Below are 16,717 nucleotides of genomic sequence, written 5' to 3'. Positions count from 1 at the left end.
AAGAGCCCCCGGTCGCAGCACGGCGACCGGGGGCTTTCTCGTGCCTTTCTCGTGCCACGCCGGGCGCCTCAGCGTGGCTTCGTCCTGTCTTCGAGGCCGGCGAAGTCCGGCTCGTTCGAGAGGACCAGGGCGATGCGGCGCAGGCCCGGGACGTGGGCGAAGACGACCGTGATCAGCACGGTGAGCGGCACCGCGAGCAGCGCGCCGGGTATGCCCCAGATCCAGCCCCAGGCGAGGACGGAGAACAGCACCACCAGCGGCGAAAGCGAGAGCTCGCGCCCCTGCAGCCGCGGATCGACGAAGTTGCCCATGACCTGCTCGATGACGAGGAGGCCGGCGGCGATGATCAGGGCGGTGCCGATGTCCATCGTGAACAGGGCGAACAGCACCGGCAGCGCGCCGGCGACGAGGGAGCCGACGGTGGGGACGTAGTTGAGGAGGAAACCGAGCAGCCCCCAGACCAGGGCGAACTCGAGCCCGAAAGCCCAGGTCCAGAGACCGTAGAGGGTGCCGGTGATGGCGCCGAGGACGGTGCGCACCACGAGATACCAGCGGAAGCGTTGCGCGATGGCGTCGACGGACCGCGCCCAGCCGTGCTCGTGGTCGTCCCGCGAGAGGGCGTGGAGCTTGCCGCGCCAGGTCGGCGCCTCGATCAGCATGAGCAGCGTGAAGAACAGGATCGCCACGATCCCCGCGGCGACCGTGGCCGCCGACGACAGGATCGTGTCGGCGTAGGACGCGACGCGATCGAGCACGTTGTCGGCGGTGCCGCCGCCGACCCGCCCCGCGAGCGCGCTCTCGACCGGCCCGCCGTTCGCGGAGCCGTCGCCCTCCGCACCGTCGCTGGCCGAGCCGTTCCCCGACGCCGCCTGGGTGCCCCCGCCGCTGCCCTGCGTTTGCCCGGACGCCTCGCCCTCGCCGCTGCCGGAGACCGTGCCCCACCATTCGCCGACGTCGTCCGCGTAGGCGGGGAGGCGGTCCGCCACCTGGCCCGCGGCGACCCAGAGCCCCGCGACGAAGACGCCGAGAACGAGGAGGATCACGAGGAGCCCCGCCGCCGGGCCGAGCCATCCGAGCTTGCGCGGCGTGCGTGCGCTCACCGCCGCGCTCACGGGCCACACCGCGATCGCGAGGAAGAAGGCGAAGGCGATGGGCATCGTCACCATCCGCGTCTCGCGCAGGGCGAACGCGATGGCGAGGGCCGCGAGGATGCCGACGAGCCAGGCCGTCGTCTTCAGCCGGGACGCCGTCCGCAGGCGCTCGGCGGCACCGGCGAGGACGCGGGCGGGAGCCTGCGCCGGACGGCCGCTGCTCGGCTGCCGCGGGGGGCGATCGGGGGCGCGCGTGTCCGGCATGGCGTCGGGTGCTCCTGACGGTGTGACGAGAACGGGCTCGTCTCGCCAACAGGAGAGCGCCGGCTCGGTTCCGAAGGCCGGGCGTTCAGCCTTCGTTCGCAATCGCCGCGTAGGCTCCCGCGCCATGACCGACGCGCCCGGAACCCTCCTCGCCCGCCTCGCGGCCCTCGATCCCGCGGCGCTCGCCGCGGCGGCGGGGGCGTTCGCGCTCGCCTGCCTCCTCTACCTCGTGCTGGCGACCCGCCGGCTGCGGCGCGAGCGCGAGGCGCTCGCCGGCACCATGGCCGAGATCGCAAGGCGCCAGGCGGAGATGACCGGGCGCATGACCTCGTTCACGGAGGTGTTCGGCTCGCGCCAGGGCGACTTCGCCCGCATGCTCGCCGAGCGCATCGAGCGCGGCTCGGCCGCACAGGCCGAGAGCCTGTCGAGGCTCAATGCCCGCCTCGCGGTGATCGACGCCGCGCAGAAGAACCTCGGCGCCCTGACGGCGCAGGTCGGCAGCCTGGAGAAGGTTCTCGCCAGCAAGCAGGCCCGCGGCGCCTGGGGGCAGGGGCGGATGGAGGCGATCGTGCGCGACGGCCTGCCCGCCGGCGCCTTCGCCTTCCAGGCGACGCTCTCCACCGGCGCGCGGCCCGATTGCCTCGTGCGCCTGCCGGGAGACGCCCGCGGGCTCGTGATCGACGCCAAGTTCCCGCTCGAGGGCTTCACCGCCTTCCGCGACGCGGCCTCGCCCGAGGCCCGCGCGCGGGCCGCCCAGCGGGTGCGCGCGGACGTCGGCCGCCACGTGCAGGACATCGCGGGCAAGTACCTCGTCCCCGGCGAGACGCAGGACGTCGCCTTGATGTTCGTCCCCGCCGAGAGCCTCTACGCCGACCTCCAGGAGCATTTCCCCGAGGTGGTCGAGCGCGCCCACCGCGCCCGTGTGGTGATCGTCTCCCCGGCGCTGCTCGCGCTCGCGATCCAGGTCGTGCAGTCGCTGGCCCGGGATGCCCGGGTGCGCGAGGAGGCCCGCGTCATCCAGACCGAGGTCGCCCGCCTCGTCGCCGACGTGGTGCGCCTCGACGAGCGCGTGGCGAAGCTCGACCAGCACTTCCGCCAGGCCCAGGACGACGTCGCGGGCATCCGCACCTCGACGGAGAAGATCAGGCGGCGGGGGCGGCGGATCGAGGCGCTGGACTTCGAGGACGGGGAAGGTGAGCGGGATCTGTTCGCGGCGGGTTAGGGGCTCGGCCGGCCGCGCCCCTCATTCCGCGGCGCCGCCGACCGCTTCCCGGCGCGTCCGGCGGCGTTCCCTCCACCTGCGCCACCGCTCCCCGGACCGCGCGCCCATCACCAGCATCGCCGGCGTCAGGATCAGCGTGAGCACCGTCGCGAAGGTGAGCCCGCCGGCGATGGCGCTCGCGAGCTCGGTCCACCATTGCGTCGAGGGTGCGCCGACGAGGACCTGCCGGCCGACGAGGTCGATGTTGACGCCGAGCACCATCGGCATCAGGCCGAGCACCGTCGTCGCCGAGGTCAGCACGACCGGGCGCAGGCGCTGCGCGCCGGTGCGCAGCACGGCGTCGAGCGGGTCGAGGCCGCGCTTCAGGAGATCGTTGTAGGTGTCGATGAGCACGATGTTGTTGTTCACGACGATGCCGGCGAGCGCGATCACGCCGATGCCGCCCATCACCACGCCGAAAGGCCGGCCGGTCACGAGGAGGCCGATGAGCACGCCCGCCGTCGAGAAGACGATGGCCGAGAGCACGAGGCCCGCCTGGTAGAGGCTGTCGAACTGCGTGACGAGGATGATCAGCATCAGGAACACGGCCGCGGCGAAGGCCTGGGCCAGGAAGAGCCCCGCCTCGCGCTGCTCCTCGTCCTGCCCCGCGAAGACGATCTGCACGCCGTCGGGCAGCTGCGCGGGATCGAGCGCGGCGCGCAGCGCCTCGATCCGCTCGCTGGCGAGCAGGCCCTCGGCCACGTCCGCGCTCACCGTCACGACCCGCCGGCCGTCGACGCGCTGGAGCGTGCCGGTCCGTGGCGCCGGGCGGAACTCGACGAAGTTGCGGATCGGCACGAGCCCCTGCGAGGTCGGGATGCGGAACTGCTCGAGCTGGGCGAGGCTGCGGTCCGTCGTCGGGAAACGCACGCGGATGTCGACCTCCCCGTCCGCCGTCTCGGGCCGGTATTCCGCCACCTTCAGGCCGGCGGTGAAGAGCTGCACCGCCTGGCCGAGCAGCGTCACGTCCGCGCCGTAGCGCGCGGCCTGGGTGCGGTCGACGGCGAGCTCCCACTCCACGCCCGGCAGCGGCCGCGTGTCCGCCACGTCGACGAAGCCGCCGAGCCGCTCCATCGTCGCGCGCACGGTCTCGACGGCTGCGGCGAGCGCGCCGTCGCCGTCGCGCCCGGTGACGCGCAGCTCGACGGGCTTGCCCTGCGCGGGGCCGCCCTCCTGCTCGCGCACCTCGAGCCGGATGCCGGGGATGTCGGCGGTGCGCGCGCGGATGTCGGCCAGGATCTCGACGGCGGGCGGGCGAACGTCCCAGTCGTGCAGGTCGAGCTGGATCACGCCGATCACGTCCTCCGCGAGCTGGCGCCCGCCGGCGCCGACGGTGCGGGCGTAGACGTGCTCGAGCGCCGGCAGCTCCAGCACGCGCTCCTCGACCCGGCGCACGAGCGCGTCCTTCTCCCAGATCGAGAGGTTGCCGCGGGCCTGGACCTGGATCTGCGCGAAGTCGGGCTCGACGGAGGGGAAGAACTCGACGCCGCGGCCGAACGACCCGTAGGCGGCGATGGCGCCCGCGAGGAGCGCGAAGGCGGCGAGGAGGGTCAGCGCCGGACGGCGCACGGCGGCGCGCAGGGTGCGCAGGTAGGCGCCCGTCGCCCCGCCGATCGTGGCGAGGTCCCCGCTCTCGGCCGCGTGCAGCGCCGCGAGCTGGCGCTCGCTCTGCGCGCCCGGGCGGCCGAAGACGCCGCCGAGCACGGGGATGAACACGAGCGCCATGGCGAGGGAGGCGGCGAGCGTCAGGATCACCGTGATCGGGAGGAACTTCATGAACTCCCCGACGACCCCGCCCCAGAACAGGAGCGGCACGAACACCGCCAGCGTCGTGGCGGTGGACGAGACGATCGGCCAGGCCATGCGCTTGGCGGCCGCCGCGTAGGCCTCCCGCGGCGACGCTCCCTCCGCCATGTGCCGGTCCGCGAGCTCCGTCGTGACGATCGCGCCGTCGACGAGCATGCCGACGACGAGGATGAGCGAGAACAGCACCACGATGTTGAGCGTGTAGCCGAGGAAGTAGATCGCCACGATGCCGGCGAGGAAGGCGCCGGGAATCGACAGCCCGACCAGGAAGGCCGTGCGCAGGCCCAGCGTCGCGATGATCACGATCATGACGATGACGATCGCCGAGAGAACGTTGTTCTGCAGGTCGCCGAGCATGGTGCGGATATGCTCGCTCTCGTCCTGCAGGTAGGAGACCGAGAGCGCCGCGGGCCACCCCTCCCGGCGCTCGGCGACGAGCGCGCGCACGTCCTCCACCGTCTCGATGATGTTGGCGCCGATGCGCTTCTTGACCTCGAGCGCCACCGCGGCCTGCCCGTCGATGCGCGCGAAGCCCTGCGGGTCCCGGAAGGTGCGCCGCGGCACGGCGACGTCGGCGAAGGTCACGACCGTGTCGCCGACCACCTTCACCGGCAGCGAGAGCACGTCCTCGATGTCCTCGATGACGCCGGGCACCTTGAGCACGATCCGCCCGGCGCTCGTCTCGAGCGCACCCGCCGCGATCAGGCGGTTGTTGCGCTGGATCTGCTGGACGAGCCCCTCGAAGGAGAGGCCGTAGGTCTCGAGCGTCACAGGGTCGATCAGGATCTCGAGCAGCTCCTCGCGATCGCCGCCGATGTCGACCTCGAGCACGCCGGCGAGGCCCTCGATCCGGTCCTGGAGGTCGTTTGCGATGGAGACGAGCGTGCGCTCCGGCAGCGGGCCGGACAGCACGATCGTCAGGATCGGGAACAGCGCGACGTTGACCTCCTGCACGACCGGCTCCTCGGCGCCGGCGGGCAGCTCGGGCCGGGCGCGGTCCACCGCCTCGCGCACGGCGTCGAGCGCCTCGTCGGGGTCGCCGCCCGCCTCGAACTCGAGCTGGACGGAGGCGTAGCCCTCCGCCGCGGTGGCGCTCATCTCGTCGAGGCCCTCGATCGACTGCAGCTCGCTCTCGAGCGGGCGCAGGAGCAGCCTCTCGGCGTCCTCCGGCGCGATGCCCTCGTACGGCACCGAGACGTAGACGATGGGGATCGGCACGTCGGGCGAGCTCTCCTTGGGGATCGCCACGTAGGAGACCGCACCCAGGACGAGGACGAGGACGAGGAGCATCACCACGGTGCGGGTGCGCGAGAAGGCGGCGTGGACGAGCCCGTTCATCGCGCGTCCTCCGCGGCGGGCGCCGGCGGCGGTGCGAGGGGCGGCGCCTGCGGCGCCGGCACGTCGCCGAGCGGCAGCGCGTCCCGCGGAAGGGAGGCACCGGGCTGCTCGACCACGTCGACCGATTGCGCCTCGACGGCGCGCACGCGCTCGCCCTCGGCGACGAAGCCCTGGCCGACCGTGATCAGCGCGATCTCCTCGGGCAGCCCCGAGACGTAGACGCCCTGCGCCCGGGCCTGGACGATGTCGACCGCGTGGAAGGCGACGACGCCCTCCTCGGTCACGGTCTTCACGCCGAGCTGCCCCTCGCTCGACAGCGACAGCAGCGCCGGCGAGAAGAAGTGCGCCGGCACCTGCTCGATCGGGATGCGCGTCTCGGCGCTGATCCCGGAGGGCACCGAGCCGTCCGGGTTCGGCACGCGAATCTCGACGCGGAAGGTGCGCGTCTCGCGCTCGGCGGCGGCGGACACGTAGGAGACGTCGCCTTCCGCGGTCTCGCCGGTGACGAAGCGCACCTGCGCCGGCCGTCCGACCGCGACGTCCCCGATGCTCTGCTGGGGCACGTCGATGGCGACGACGAGCGGGTCGTTGTCGATCAGCGTCGCGACGGGCGCGTTCACGGTGACGAACTCGCCCTCGTCGAGCGCGACCTCGTTGACGATGCCGGCGAAGGGTGCCTCGATCGTCAGGTTCTCGATCTCGCGCGCGATGCGCTCGAGCGCGGCGCGGGCGGATTGCAGCGCCGTGAAGCGCTCGCGCAGCCGCGCCTGCGTGGTGACGCCGCGGTCCTGGAGCTCGAGGGCGGCGTCGTAGTCCGCCTGCGCCTGGTCGACGAGCGCCTGCGCCTCGTCGCGGCGCGCGTCCAGGTCGCCCGCATCGATGCGCGCGACGACCTCACCTGCCTCCACCCGCGTACCTTCCGGCGTCGCGATCTCCGCGAGCCGCCCGGCGACCTCGGCGCGCAGCGTCACCGTCCGGTCGGGCAGGACCTCGCCCTGGTTCAGGAGCGCGCGGGTCACGGGCTCCGCCCGCGAGCGGCGCACCTCGACCGGGAAGGGCTGGCGCTCGGCTCCGGGGCCGACCGGCGCGGGCCTCGGCTCGGCTCCGCCGAGCAGCCAGCCGGAGGCGATCCAGGCGACGAGGGCGACGGCGACGGCCGCCGCGATGAGGGTCGATTTGCTCATGAACGGGTCCGGAACGAGCGCCGAGGAGCGGCACGGCAGGGTCGCGGCTGGCGCATGCCGCGGTCCAGTCCGTGCGGTCCCCGATGGGGCGCGGGCTGGGGAGACGACGATGCGCGCCCGCCGGCGGTTCCATCGCGACCCGCCGCCGGCGGCGGGCGGAACCGCGCGCGGCCTCGCCGATTGCCCATCCGAGCCGCCGGCCCGCGCATGCGGCGCGGAGGCGAAGAACGAGGGAGGCTCGCATGGCACAGGCCACGACCGACCACGAGACGATCCGGAAGTGGGCGGAAGGGAAGGGCGGCAAGCCCGCCGCCGTCGCCCGCACCCACGACGACGACAGCGTCGGCATCGTGCGGATCATGTTCCCCGACGCGAAGAACTCGCGGCACGACGCGCTGACGGAGATCTCCTGGGAGGAGTTCTTCCGGCAGTTCGAGGACGCCGAGCTGGCGCTCCTCTACGAGCCCGACAGCATGTTCTCGAAGATCGTCGGGCGCGACACGCTGGAGAAGCGCCAGCACGGCGACCGCGCCGCCTCGCGCTGACGGCGGGCGCCGGACGAGACACCGAGGCACCAGACATCGAACGGAGAGAACGCATGAAGAGCAGCGTTTCCACCGCCGCGCTCCTCGCGGCCATCCTCGTCGCTCCCCCTGCCTTCGCGCAGGACAAGACGAGCGGCACCGACGCCGCCGCGACCACCGGCGCGATCGGCGACTACGGGCAGCTCGACGCCGATGCGAGCGGCGACGTCGGCGCCGCCGAGTTCCAGCCCTACATCGACCAGACCTACGACGCCTGGGACACGAACCGGGACGACCTCCTCGGCGAGGAGGAGTTCTGGGCGGGCCTGTTCGGCACCTGGGACCAGGACCGCAACGCGATCCTGACCGAGGAGGAGTACGACCGCGGCTACGCCTCGTGGTTCGCCGACATCGATCTCGACGAGGACGTCGGCTACGCCACCACGCTCGGCGGCACCGAGGAGGGGCTGACGCAGGAGGCCTTCGTCGAGGGCGCGTCGGGGACCGAGATCTGGCCGGACTGGAGCATCGGCGAGGCCGAGATGAGCCGCGAGAGCTTCTCCCAGCGGACCTTCGAGCGCATGGCGGGGGAGGACGACACGCTCTCGCGGAGCGAGTTCGAGAGCTTCCACGCCGGCGGCTGACGCCGGACCCGGGCACCTCTTCCGGGGAGGTCTACCGGGGACGCCCGACTGGTCGGAGCGAGCGGAGCGGCCTCCCGCCGCATCGCTCGTCTCCACCCGTCGCCGGGCGACCACCTCCCGGCGGGGCGGCGGCAGAGGCGGCGCGCTCGCATCCGCCCACCTCACGAAATGTTGCCGCCTCGCAACACTCGCCCTCGAACGCACACCGCGGCCACCCCCGCGCGTCCCCGCGCCGCGATCCCGCCACTTTCCGGGAGCATCGTCCCCCCTGTCACAAACGCACGTCTTCTCAAGGATTTAGCTGCTTTCCCGCGCGGCTCGGCCTCCGCGCGGTAACCGTCCGGTGACGCCTCCTGCGGCATTGGACGAGCGTGGCGGTTCTTGGCGGGCGCGGCCGGCCTTGCGTATGAGGGGCGGGCCGCCGTCCCTCGCGCCCACGAAGGCCGTCGAGCGGGCGGAAGACGCGTTTGGGGGAAGGAACGAGGGCGATGAGCGAGCGGGTGTACGACAAGTCGAAGCTGCCGAGCCGTCACGTCACGGAGGGGCCCGCGCGGGCGCCCCACCGGTCGTACTACTACGCCATGGGCCTCACCGAGAAGCAGATCCATCAGCCCTTCGTCGGCGTCGCCAGCTGCTGGAACGAGGCCGCCCCCTGTAACATCGCCCTGATGCGCCAGGCGCAGGCGGTGAAGAAGGGCGTCGCCGCCCAGGGCGGTACGCCGCGCGAGTTCTGCACCATCACCGTCACCGACGGCATCGCCATGGGCCACGAGGGCATGCGCTCGTCGCTCCCGTCCCGCGACGTGATCGCGGATTCGGTCGAGCTGACCATGCGTGGCCACGGCTACGACGCGCTCGTGGGGCTGGCGGGCTGCGACAAGTCGCTGCCGGGCATGATGATGGCCATGGTGCGCCTCAACGTGCCCTCGGTCTTCATCTACGGCGGCTCGATCCTCCCGGGCTCCTTCCGCGGCCAGCCGGTGACCGTGCAGGACGTGTTCGAGGCGGTGGGCAAGCACTCCGTCGGCGCCATGTCGGACGCCGACCTCGCCGAGCTCGAGAAGGTCGCCTGCCCCTCGGCCGGCGCATGCGGCGCGCAGTTCACGGCCAACACGATGGCGACGGTCTCCGAGGCGATCGGCCTCGCGCTGCCGTATTCCGCCGGCGCGCCCGCGCCCTACGAGATCCGCGACCAGTTCTGCATGACCGCGGGCGAGATGGTGATGGAGCTCGTGGCGCGGAACATCCGCCCGCGCGACATCGTCACCCGCAAGGCGCTGGAGAACGCCGCCGTGGTCGTCGCCGCCTCGGGCGGCTCGACCAACGCCGCGCTCCACCTGCCGGCGATCGCGCACGAGTGCGGCATCGAGTTCGACCTGTTCGACGTGGCCGAGATCTTCAAGCGCACGCCCTACATCGCCGACCTGAAGCCCGGCGGGCGCTACGTCGCCAAGGACCTGTTCGAGGTCGGCGGCATCCCGCTGCTGATGAAGACGCTGCTCGACCACGGCTACATGCACGGCGACTGCCTCACCGTCACGGGCCGCACCATGGCCGAGAACATGGCCTCGGTGAAGTGGAACCCGGACCAGGACGTGGTGCGCCCCGCCGACAAGCCGATCACCGTCACCGGCGGTGTCGTGGGCCTGAAGGGCAACCTCGCCCCGGAGGGCGCCATCGTGAAGGTCGCCGGCATGCCGCCGGAGAAGCAGGTGTTCAAGGGCCCCGCCCGCGTGTTCGACGGCGAGGAGGCCTGCTTCGCCGCCGTGCGCGACCGGAAGTACGAGGAGGGCGAGGTGCTCGTCATCCGCTACGAGGGCCCCAAGGGTGGCCCCGGGATGCGCGAGATGCTCTCCACCACCGCCGCGCTCTACGGCCAGGGCATGGGCGACAAGGTGGCGCTGATCACCGACGGGCGCTTCTCGGGCGCGACGCGCGGCTTCTGCATCGGCCACGTCGGCCCGGAGGCCGCTGTCGGCGGGCCGATCGGCCTCCTGCAGGACGGCGACATCATCGAGATGGACGCGATCAACGGCGTGCTGGCGGTACACCTCTCCGACGAGGAGCTCGACCGTCGCCGGCAGGCCTGGCAGCCGCGCGAGACGGGCTACGGCTCCGGCGTGGTGTGGAAATTCGCCCAGACGGTCGGCCCCGCCCGCTACGGCGCGGTGACCCATCCGGGCGGCAAGGGCGAAAAGCAGTGCTATGCGGATCTCTAGCGCGACATCCCTGGCCGCGGCGGCGGTGCTCGGCCTGACCCTGCTCGCGGCCCCCGCCTGGGCCGTCGACGCGCCCGGGCCCGACCCGGCGTCGCCGTGGGACTCCGTCCACGACGCGCTGCGCTCGGGCATGCGCGACTACAATGCCGGCGACAAGCTCGCCGCCGTGCGCGCGCTCGAATACGCCGCCGTGCAGGGAGACGCGCTCGCCCGCTGGAAGCTCGGGCGCATGTACGCGGCCGGGGACGGCGTCCCGCACGACGACCTCAAGGCCTTCGAGTACTTCTCGAAGATCGTCGACCATCACGCCGACCAGGCGCAGGACGCGATGGCCGCCGGCGTCGTGGCGAACGCGTTCGTCTCGCTCGGCGCCTACTTCCTCGAGGGCATCCCCGGCAGCTACGTGCGCCAGAACCCGGCGCGCGCGCACGAGATGTTCTTCTACGCCGCCTCCTGGTTCGGCGACGCGGACGCGCAGTACAACCTCGCGCGGCTCTACCTCGACGGCAACGGCGTGCCGGTCGATGCCCGCATGGCCGCGCGCTGGCTCAACAGCGCCGCCGAGAAGGGCCACGTCGCCGCCCAGGCGGTGCTCGGCCACATGCTGGTCACGGGAGACGGCGTGCCCCGCCAGCGCCCGCTCGGCCTGATGTGGCTGACGCTGGCCCGCGACGCCGCCGACCCCGCCCGCGACACCTGGATCACCGACCTCTACGACGGCGCCGTCGCCGGCGCGAGCGCCAGCGACCGCCAGGGTGCGCTGGCCTACCTCGAGCGCCACCTCCAGACGGACCGCTGAGGCCGAGACCCCCGACCCGCCTCCTCCCCGCAGGGGAGGACGGAGGCTCGACGAGCCGGAGGGTGGGGAGGGCGGCGATACGGCTCGCCAGGATACCCGAACGGCCCCACCGCCCGTCCTGCGCACGGACTCCCCCCTTCGGGGAGGACGCGCGCGCGATCAATCTCTCGCCGGCGGGCCCATGTAGGGCACCGCGAGGTCGTCGAAGGGGCCGGCGGTGGCCGAGATCACCACGGCGTCGACCTCGCCCTCCATGGCGAAGAGGAGGTCGTGGACGTAGCCGTAGAGCTCCCCGTCCCCCAGCGGCGCGTACTCGCCGAGCAGCGCGTCCTCGAAGAGGAACAGCCCCTCGCCGGTGACGATGTCGTCGAGGTCGTCGTCGGCGATGGCCGCGACCTGGTCGGAGACGATGCGCGCCGTGAGCGTGCGCACGTCGAAGGCCGAGTAGAGCTGCATTGCGTCGAGCTCGATCGGGGCGCGCACGGCCCCCGCCTCCGGCAGGATCTCCAGCAGCGAGAGCGGGATCGAGAGCATCGGCTCGTCGAACTCCAGGAACTCGTCCAGCTCAACCACGACCGCGACGGCCCAGCCGTCGGTGGTGACGAGGATGTCCTCGACGTCGCCGATGTCCTCGCCCCCCGGGCCGAGGAGGTCGGCCCCGAGCAGGTCGAGGCCGCTCCACAGGCCGAAGGCCGCGGGCTCGAAGTCGAGCTCGCCCAGCGGGATGATCCGCGCGTCCGCGAAGGCCTCGGCGGCCTGCGTGTTCGGCGCGACGGTGGATTGGGCCTGCGCTCCGCCGGCGGCCAGGCCGGCCATCAGCGAAAGCGCGGCGAGGCTGGGCGCGAGGCGCGTCGAACGGCTCGTGAGGAGGCGGCGCATCGGGTCTCTCCGGGCGAGGTGGCTGCCGGGAGGAACCGGGCGGGCGCCGCGACGGTTCCGCCGCGCCCCGCTCGGCCCGGCCCTCAGCCCGCCGGCGCGAGGCCGGACATGCGCAGGTAGCCGCGCTTGATGCGCCCGAGATCCTGCGCGACGCCGAGCAGCGCGGGGACGACGAAGAGGATGATCAAGGCCGCGACCATCAGGCCGAAGGAGAGCGTGATCGCGATCGGGATCAGGAACTGTGCCTGCAGGCTCTTCTCGGCGATGAGCGGCGCCATGCCGCCCGACGTGGTGAGCGTGGTGAGCAGCACCGCGCGGAAGCGGTCGACGGAGGAGGCGACCGCGGCTTCGGCCGGCGCCTCGCCGTCGCGGACGCGCTCGTTGTAGCGGTCGACCAGCACGATCGAGCCGTTGACGAGGATGCCCGACAGCCCGAGCAGCCCCACCATCGACAGGAAGGCGAATTGGAAGCCGAGCAGCCAATGGCCGATCACCGCGCCGATGAAGCCGAAGGGGATCACCAGCATGACGAGGATGGGCTGGGACCAGTTCTGGAAGACGAGGGCGAGGATCACGTAGATCGTCGCCAGCGCGATGAGCGCGCCGAAGCCGAGATCGCCGAACGCCTGCTGCTGCGTCTCCGCGCGCCCGCGGACGGCGGTTTCGACGCCGTATTGCGCCCGCAGCGCGGGCAGGATCGTGTCGACGACGTCGGCGCGGATCTCGCCCTCGGGGGTGACGTCGGCGTTGACGTCGGCGGTGACGGTGACGGTGACCCGCCCGTCGCGGCGCTGGATCAGCGCGAAGGCGGCGCGCTCGTCGATCTCGACGACGTCCCCGAGCCGCACCTGCGCGCCCGACGGCGTGCGCAGCGTCATGTCGAGGAGGCCCGCGACGGAGAGGTCGGCGCCCTCCTGCTTGACCCGGATCGTCACCTCCTCCTCGCCGGCGGCGAAGCGCATGGCGACCGTGCCCTGGTAGACCGCGCGCACCTGCGACACGATCGTGTCGGCGGTCAGCCCCAGCGCCTCGCCCCGCGGGGTCGTGGCGAGCACGATCTCGTTCTTGCCGAAGGGCGTATCGTCGGCAATGCCGTAGACGCCGGGATAGTCGCGCAGCCGGAGCTTCAGGTTCTCGGCGGCGGCCTTCAGGGTCGGCAGGTCGGCGCCGGTGAAGGAGACGTCGATGTCCGAGCCCGGCGGGCCCGAGCGTCGGCCGGTGATGGAGATCTCGTCGAGGCCAGGGATCGCCGGCACCGCGGCCTCGAAGGCGGCGACCACCTCCGGCGTGCGGATGGTGCGCTCCTCGCCCGGCGTCAGCTCGACCTCGACGGTCGCCATGTTGTCCCCGCGCTTCTGGCCGGCGACGCCGAGCCGCGAGAAGGCGAAGCGCACGACGCGCTCCCCGGTCTGCGCGGCGACGTCGGCGTCCGCCGCCTCGATCGCGTCCTCCACCCGGGCGAGCGCCGCGATCATCGCGTCCTCGGACATGCCCGGCGCGAACATGATCTCGGCCGTGACGTATTCGGGCTCGGGCGTGGGGAAGAAGGTGAACTGCACCCGCCCGCCGGCGATGAGGCCGACCGACAGGATCAGCGCCGCCACCGCGAGCGCGATCGTGGAATAGCGCCAGGCGTAGGCGACCTGCGCCAGCCTGCGGACGGGGCCGTTGCGGAAGCGGTCGATGCCGCGCTCCAGGCCCGCCCGCACGCGGGCCATCGCGGAGGGCCGCGGCCGGCGGGCGGCGCGGGCCTTGGCGCGCTCCTGCGCGGCGAGCGCGTGGCGCAGGTGGGTGGGCAGGACGAGGAAGCTCTCGAACAGCGACGCGGCGAGCGCCACCACGACGACGAGGGGGATCGCCACGATGATCTGCCCGACCACGCCCGAGATCATGAACACCGGCAGGAAGGCCGCCTGGGTCGTCGTCGTCGCCGCGATCACGGGCACCAGCATGCGCATTGCGGCGCCGTGCGCGGCCTGCGTCGGCGACTTGCCCTCCTCGGTGAGCGTCACCGCGTGCTCGCCGACGATGATCGCATCGTCGACGAGGATGCCGAGCACGAGGATGAGGCCGAGCAGCGAGATCGCGTTGATGGTCTGCCCCGTCGCCCACATCAGCGCGAAGGTCGCGAGCAGCGAGATCGGCACGCCCATCGCCACCCAGAAGGCGACGCGGGTGTTGAGGAAGAACAGCAGCACGACCACGATGATCGCCATGCCCGAGAGCGCGTTGAGCGAGAGCGTCTCGATGCGGTCGGAAACGACGCTCGCGCGCACGTCGAAGAGCTGCGCCTCGACGGTGGGCGGCAGGCGAGCCCGGAGCGCCTCCACGTAGTCGAGCGCGGCCGCCATGCTCTGGAGCGTGTCGGCGCTCTCCGCACGCTGGATGTCGAGGAGGATCATCGGCGCGCCGTCGCGCAGGAGGCGCACGCCGCCGTCGCGCAGCGCCTCGCGCACGGAGGCCACGTCGCGCACGAAGATGCGCTCGCCCTCGGCCGTGGAGACGACCTCGATCGCGCCGATGCCGGAGGGACGGTCCGTCCGCGAGAGGGTACGCAGCGTGCGCTCGCTCGCCCCCTCGAGCGTGCCCAGCGGCTCGGAGAGGTTCGCGGCCGCGATGGCGCGCGACACGTCCGCGGCGGTCAGACCGAGCCGTCGCATGGCGGCGGCGTCGACCTCGACCCACAGCTCGCGCGCCCGCGAGCCGGTGAAGGTCACCCGGTCGATGCCCCGGTCGAGGAGCCCGTCGCGCGCCTCGCGGGCGAGCGCCTTCAGCGCATCCTCGGAGACGGTGCCCGAGAGCGCGAGGAGCGCCACGGTCTCGTAGAACTCGACCCGCGTGACGACCGGGCGCTCCGCATCGACCGGCAGGGTCGTGATCGAGGCGATCGCCTGCTCGACGTCGGAGAGCGCCTTGTCCATGTCGGCGCCCTCGACGAACTCGGCGACGATGCGCGCCGAGCCCTCGACGGCGTAGGAGGTGATGTCCTCCACGCCGTCGAGGAAGCGCATTTCCGGCTCGACGACGTCGAGGACGGCGGTCGAGACGTCCTCCGGGCTCGCGCCCTGCCAGGCCACGGTGACGAAGATCGTGGGGATCTGGACCGTGGGGAAGAACTGCGTGTTCAGCCGCGTCACCGCCACCAGCCCCAGCAGCGCCACGCCGAGCACGAGCAGGTTCGCGGCGATGCGGTGGCGCAGGAAGCCGTTGATGATCCCGACGATCCCGCCGCCGCCCTCGGGGACCGCGTCGCGATCGGTCGTGGTCGTCGTCTCGGGCGTCGTCTCGGGCGTGCTCATTCGCGAATCTCGACGAGCTGCCCGGCGCTCGCCGCCGTCAGGCGCGAGGACAGGATGCGGGCGCCCGGCGCGATCCCGTCGGCGCGCACGACGACGCCCTCGTCGCCCCAGGTGAGGATGTCGACCTCGGCGCGGGCCAGGCGGCTGTCGTCGTCGACCACGAACACGCCGCCGTCGTAGAGCGCCGAGACCGGCAGCACGAGCGCGTCCGTCCAGACGCGGTCGGCGAGGCGCGCCTCGACGAAGGCGCCCGGGCGCAGCACGTCGCTCGCGACAGGCTCGTCGAAGGCGGCGTAGACCGCGAAGGACGCATCGGCCGCCTCGGAGGCGACACGGGCGACACGGGCCTCGCGGGCGATCTCGGTGTCGCCGGCGCGCCAGATCACGCTCACCGGCCTGCCCACGAGGCCGCCGTCCGGCGCGAGCCGGGCGTATTGGGCGTCCGACAGGAGGAAGCGCGCCTCGAGCCGATCCGTGGCGACAAGGGTGGCGACACGGTCGTTCTGCCCGACGATCTTGCCGATCTCGGCGCCGGCGTTGGAGACGAGCGCGTCGAAGGGCGCGCGCAGGACCGTGTCGTCGAGGTTGCGCTCGGCCTGCGAGAGCGCGAAGCGCAGGCGCTCCAGCGAGGCGTCGAGCGCGGCGCGCTGCGCCGCCAGCACGGCGATCTGGTTCTCGCGTGTCTCCAGCGCGGAACGCGCCTGCGAGACGCGCAGCTCGACGTCGTCCAGCGCGCGGGCGGAGGCCGTGCCGCTCTCGCGCAGCTGGGTGAGGCGGGCGAGGTCGCGCTCGGCGATCGCGAGCTGCTCCTGCCCGCGGGCGATGCCGGCCTCCTCCTGGCGGGTGCGGGCCTCGAGCTCGGCGATCCGCGCCTGCGCCTCGGCGAGGTCCGCCCGGGCGCGGACGAGCGCGCCCTCGTAGGCGAAGGGATCGATGGTCACGAGCGGATCGCCCGCCGACACCCGGCCGCCGTCGACGAGCGCGTCCGAGACCGCGATCACCGGCCCGGAGACGAGCGCCCTGAGGTCGACCGAGCGGCCGGCGACGATGCGGCCGTAGGCGGTGAGCGTCGGCTGCACGGCGGTCGGCGTCGCGACGAGGGCCGAGATCGCCCGGGCCCGCTCGCCCTGGCGCTCGACGGGAACGGTGGGCTTGGTGTCGCGCAGCCAGCCGAAGCCGCCGAGCGCGCCGAAGATCAGCACCGGGGGCAGGAGAACCATGAAGAAGAGCCGCACCGCGCGGCCGAGACGCGCCTCGAGGGTCGGAGCGCGGCGCGGCGCCGGGTCCTCGCGCAGCGGATCCCGCTCGTGAGCGTACGGGGGGGCGTCGTCGACGCGCGCATCCATCGTCTGGGTCATCCTCGTGGTCCGCCGGCGTGGACCCTGCTCCCGTCTCCCATATCGCCGTTT

11 protein-coding genes are annotated in these 16,717 nt (G+C 72.9%); 5 read left to right on the top strand and 6 right to left on the bottom strand.

Annotated features, from left to right (window positions below; translation table 11 throughout):
- Positions 1-68: 68 nt before the first annotated feature.
- A complete protein-coding gene (locus tag G407_RS25430; protein ID WP_052340886.1) occupies positions 69-1,355 on the bottom strand; it encodes an AI-2E family transporter in 1,287 nt (428 codons plus the stop codon).
- Positions 1,356-1,479: 124 nt separating this feature from the next.
- On the opposite strand from G407_RS25430, the gene G407_RS25425 reads away from it, so the two are divergent.
- Positions 1,480-2,577, top strand: coding sequence for a DNA recombination protein RmuC (locus G407_RS25425; protein WP_052340885.1), 1,098 nt, complete (start codon positions 1,480-1,482; stop codon positions 2,575-2,577).
- 21 nt (positions 2,578-2,598) lie between these two features.
- Here G407_RS25425 and G407_RS0103055 read toward each other — a convergent pair whose 3' ends face one another.
- Both G407_RS0103055 and G407_RS25420 read right to left on the bottom strand, forming a co-directional pair.
- A complete protein-coding gene (locus G407_RS0103055; RefSeq protein WP_029029623.1) occupies positions 2,599-5,760 on the bottom strand; it encodes an efflux RND transporter permease subunit in 3,162 nt (1,053 codons plus the stop codon).
- Positions 5,757-6,944 (bottom strand): efflux RND transporter periplasmic adaptor subunit, encoded by a 1,188-nt coding sequence (locus tag G407_RS25420; protein WP_052340884.1) that lies wholly within the window; start codon positions 6,942-6,944, stop codon positions 5,757-5,759. The genes G407_RS0103055 and G407_RS25420 overlap by 4 nt, the downstream gene beginning before the upstream one ends.
- A gap of 242 nt (positions 6,945-7,186) precedes the next feature.
- Here G407_RS25420 and G407_RS0103045 point away from each other — a divergent pair, with 242 nt between their 5' ends.
- The 4 genes from G407_RS0103045 (at position 7,187) to G407_RS0103030 (ending at position 11,130) form a co-directional block, all read left to right on the top strand.
- The gene (locus tag G407_RS0103045) at positions 7,187-7,489 is read left to right on the top strand and encodes a hypothetical protein (protein WP_029029622.1); all 303 of its coding nucleotides are present in this window, start codon (positions 7,187-7,189) and stop codon (positions 7,487-7,489) included.
- 53 nt (positions 7,490-7,542) lie between these two features.
- Entirely contained in the window at positions 7,543-8,112 is a 570-nt protein-coding gene (locus G407_RS0103040; protein WP_029029621.1) for a hypothetical protein, read from the top strand.
- Positions 8,113-8,600: 488 nt separating this feature from the next.
- Positions 8,601-10,331 carry a dihydroxy-acid dehydratase gene (gene ilvD, locus G407_RS0103035; RefSeq protein WP_029029620.1) on the top strand — a complete coding sequence of 577 codons (1,731 nt, stop codon included), beginning with the start codon at positions 8,601-8,603 and terminating at the stop codon, positions 10,329-10,331.
- Positions 10,318-11,130, top strand: coding sequence for a tetratricopeptide repeat protein (locus tag G407_RS0103030; RefSeq protein ID WP_043538795.1), 813 nt, complete (start codon positions 10,318-10,320; stop codon positions 11,128-11,130). Before ilvD ends, G407_RS0103030 begins: the two co-directional genes overlap by 14 nt.
- Before the next feature lie 159 nt (positions 11,131-11,289).
- Here the strand turns inward: G407_RS0103030 and G407_RS0103025 are convergent, their stop codons facing one another.
- From G407_RS0103025 to G407_RS0103015, 3 genes are all read right to left on the bottom strand, one after another.
- On the bottom strand, positions 11,290-12,009 hold the full coding sequence (locus G407_RS0103025) for a hypothetical protein (protein WP_029029618.1): 720 nt from the start codon (positions 12,007-12,009) through the stop codon (positions 11,290-11,292).
- Positions 12,010-12,092: 83 nt separating this feature from the next.
- Positions 12,093-15,308 carry an efflux RND transporter permease subunit gene (locus tag G407_RS25415; protein ID WP_043538794.1) on the bottom strand — a complete coding sequence of 1,072 codons (3,216 nt, stop codon included), beginning with the start codon at positions 15,306-15,308 and terminating at the stop codon, positions 12,093-12,095.
- Complete coding sequence (locus tag G407_RS0103015; protein ID WP_029029617.1) at positions 15,305-16,666, bottom strand: efflux RND transporter periplasmic adaptor subunit; 1,362 nt, start codon at positions 16,664-16,666, stop codon at positions 15,305-15,307. Before G407_RS0103015 ends, G407_RS25415 begins: the two co-directional genes overlap by 4 nt.
- Positions 16,667-16,717 lie beyond the last annotated feature (51 nt).

The organism is Salinarimonas rosea DSM 21201, from assembly GCF_000429045.1.
Taxonomy (GTDB): domain Bacteria; phylum Pseudomonadota; class Alphaproteobacteria; order Rhizobiales; family Beijerinckiaceae; genus Salinarimonas; species Salinarimonas rosea.
Note: the sequence above shows the minus strand (reverse complement) of the source record. Positions and strands in the feature narration are given on the sequence as shown.

Coding starts and splice junctions, on each gene's coding strand:
- G407_RS25430 (WP_052340886.1), bottom strand. CDS start 1,355: ATGCCGGACACGCGCGCCCCCGATCGCCCCCCGCGGCAGCCGAGCAGC.
- G407_RS25425 (WP_052340885.1), top strand. CDS start 1,480: ATGACCGACGCGCCCGGAACCCTCCTCGCCCGCCTCGCGGCCCTCGAT.
- G407_RS0103055 (WP_029029623.1), bottom strand. CDS start 5,760: ATGAACGGGCTCGTCCACGCCGCCTTCTCGCGCACCCGCACCGTGGTG.
- G407_RS25420 (WP_052340884.1), bottom strand. CDS start 6,944: ATGAGCAAATCGACCCTCATCGCGGCGGCCGTCGCCGTCGCCCTCGTC.
- G407_RS0103045 (WP_029029622.1), top strand. CDS start 7,187: ATGGCACAGGCCACGACCGACCACGAGACGATCCGGAAGTGGGCGGAA.
- G407_RS0103040 (WP_029029621.1), top strand. CDS start 7,543: ATGAAGAGCAGCGTTTCCACCGCCGCGCTCCTCGCGGCCATCCTCGTC.
- ilvD (WP_029029620.1), top strand. CDS start 8,601: ATGAGCGAGCGGGTGTACGACAAGTCGAAGCTGCCGAGCCGTCACGTC.
- G407_RS0103030 (WP_043538795.1), top strand. CDS start 10,318: ATGCGGATCTCTAGCGCGACATCCCTGGCCGCGGCGGCGGTGCTCGGC.
- G407_RS0103025 (WP_029029618.1), bottom strand. CDS start 12,009: ATGCGCCGCCTCCTCACGAGCCGTTCGACGCGCCTCGCGCCCAGCCTC.
- G407_RS25415 (WP_043538794.1), bottom strand. CDS start 15,308: ATGAGCACGCCCGAGACGACGCCCGAGACGACGACCACGACCGATCGC.
- G407_RS0103015 (WP_029029617.1), bottom strand. CDS start 16,666: ATGACCCAGACGATGGATGCGCGCGTCGACGACGCCCCCCCGTACGCT.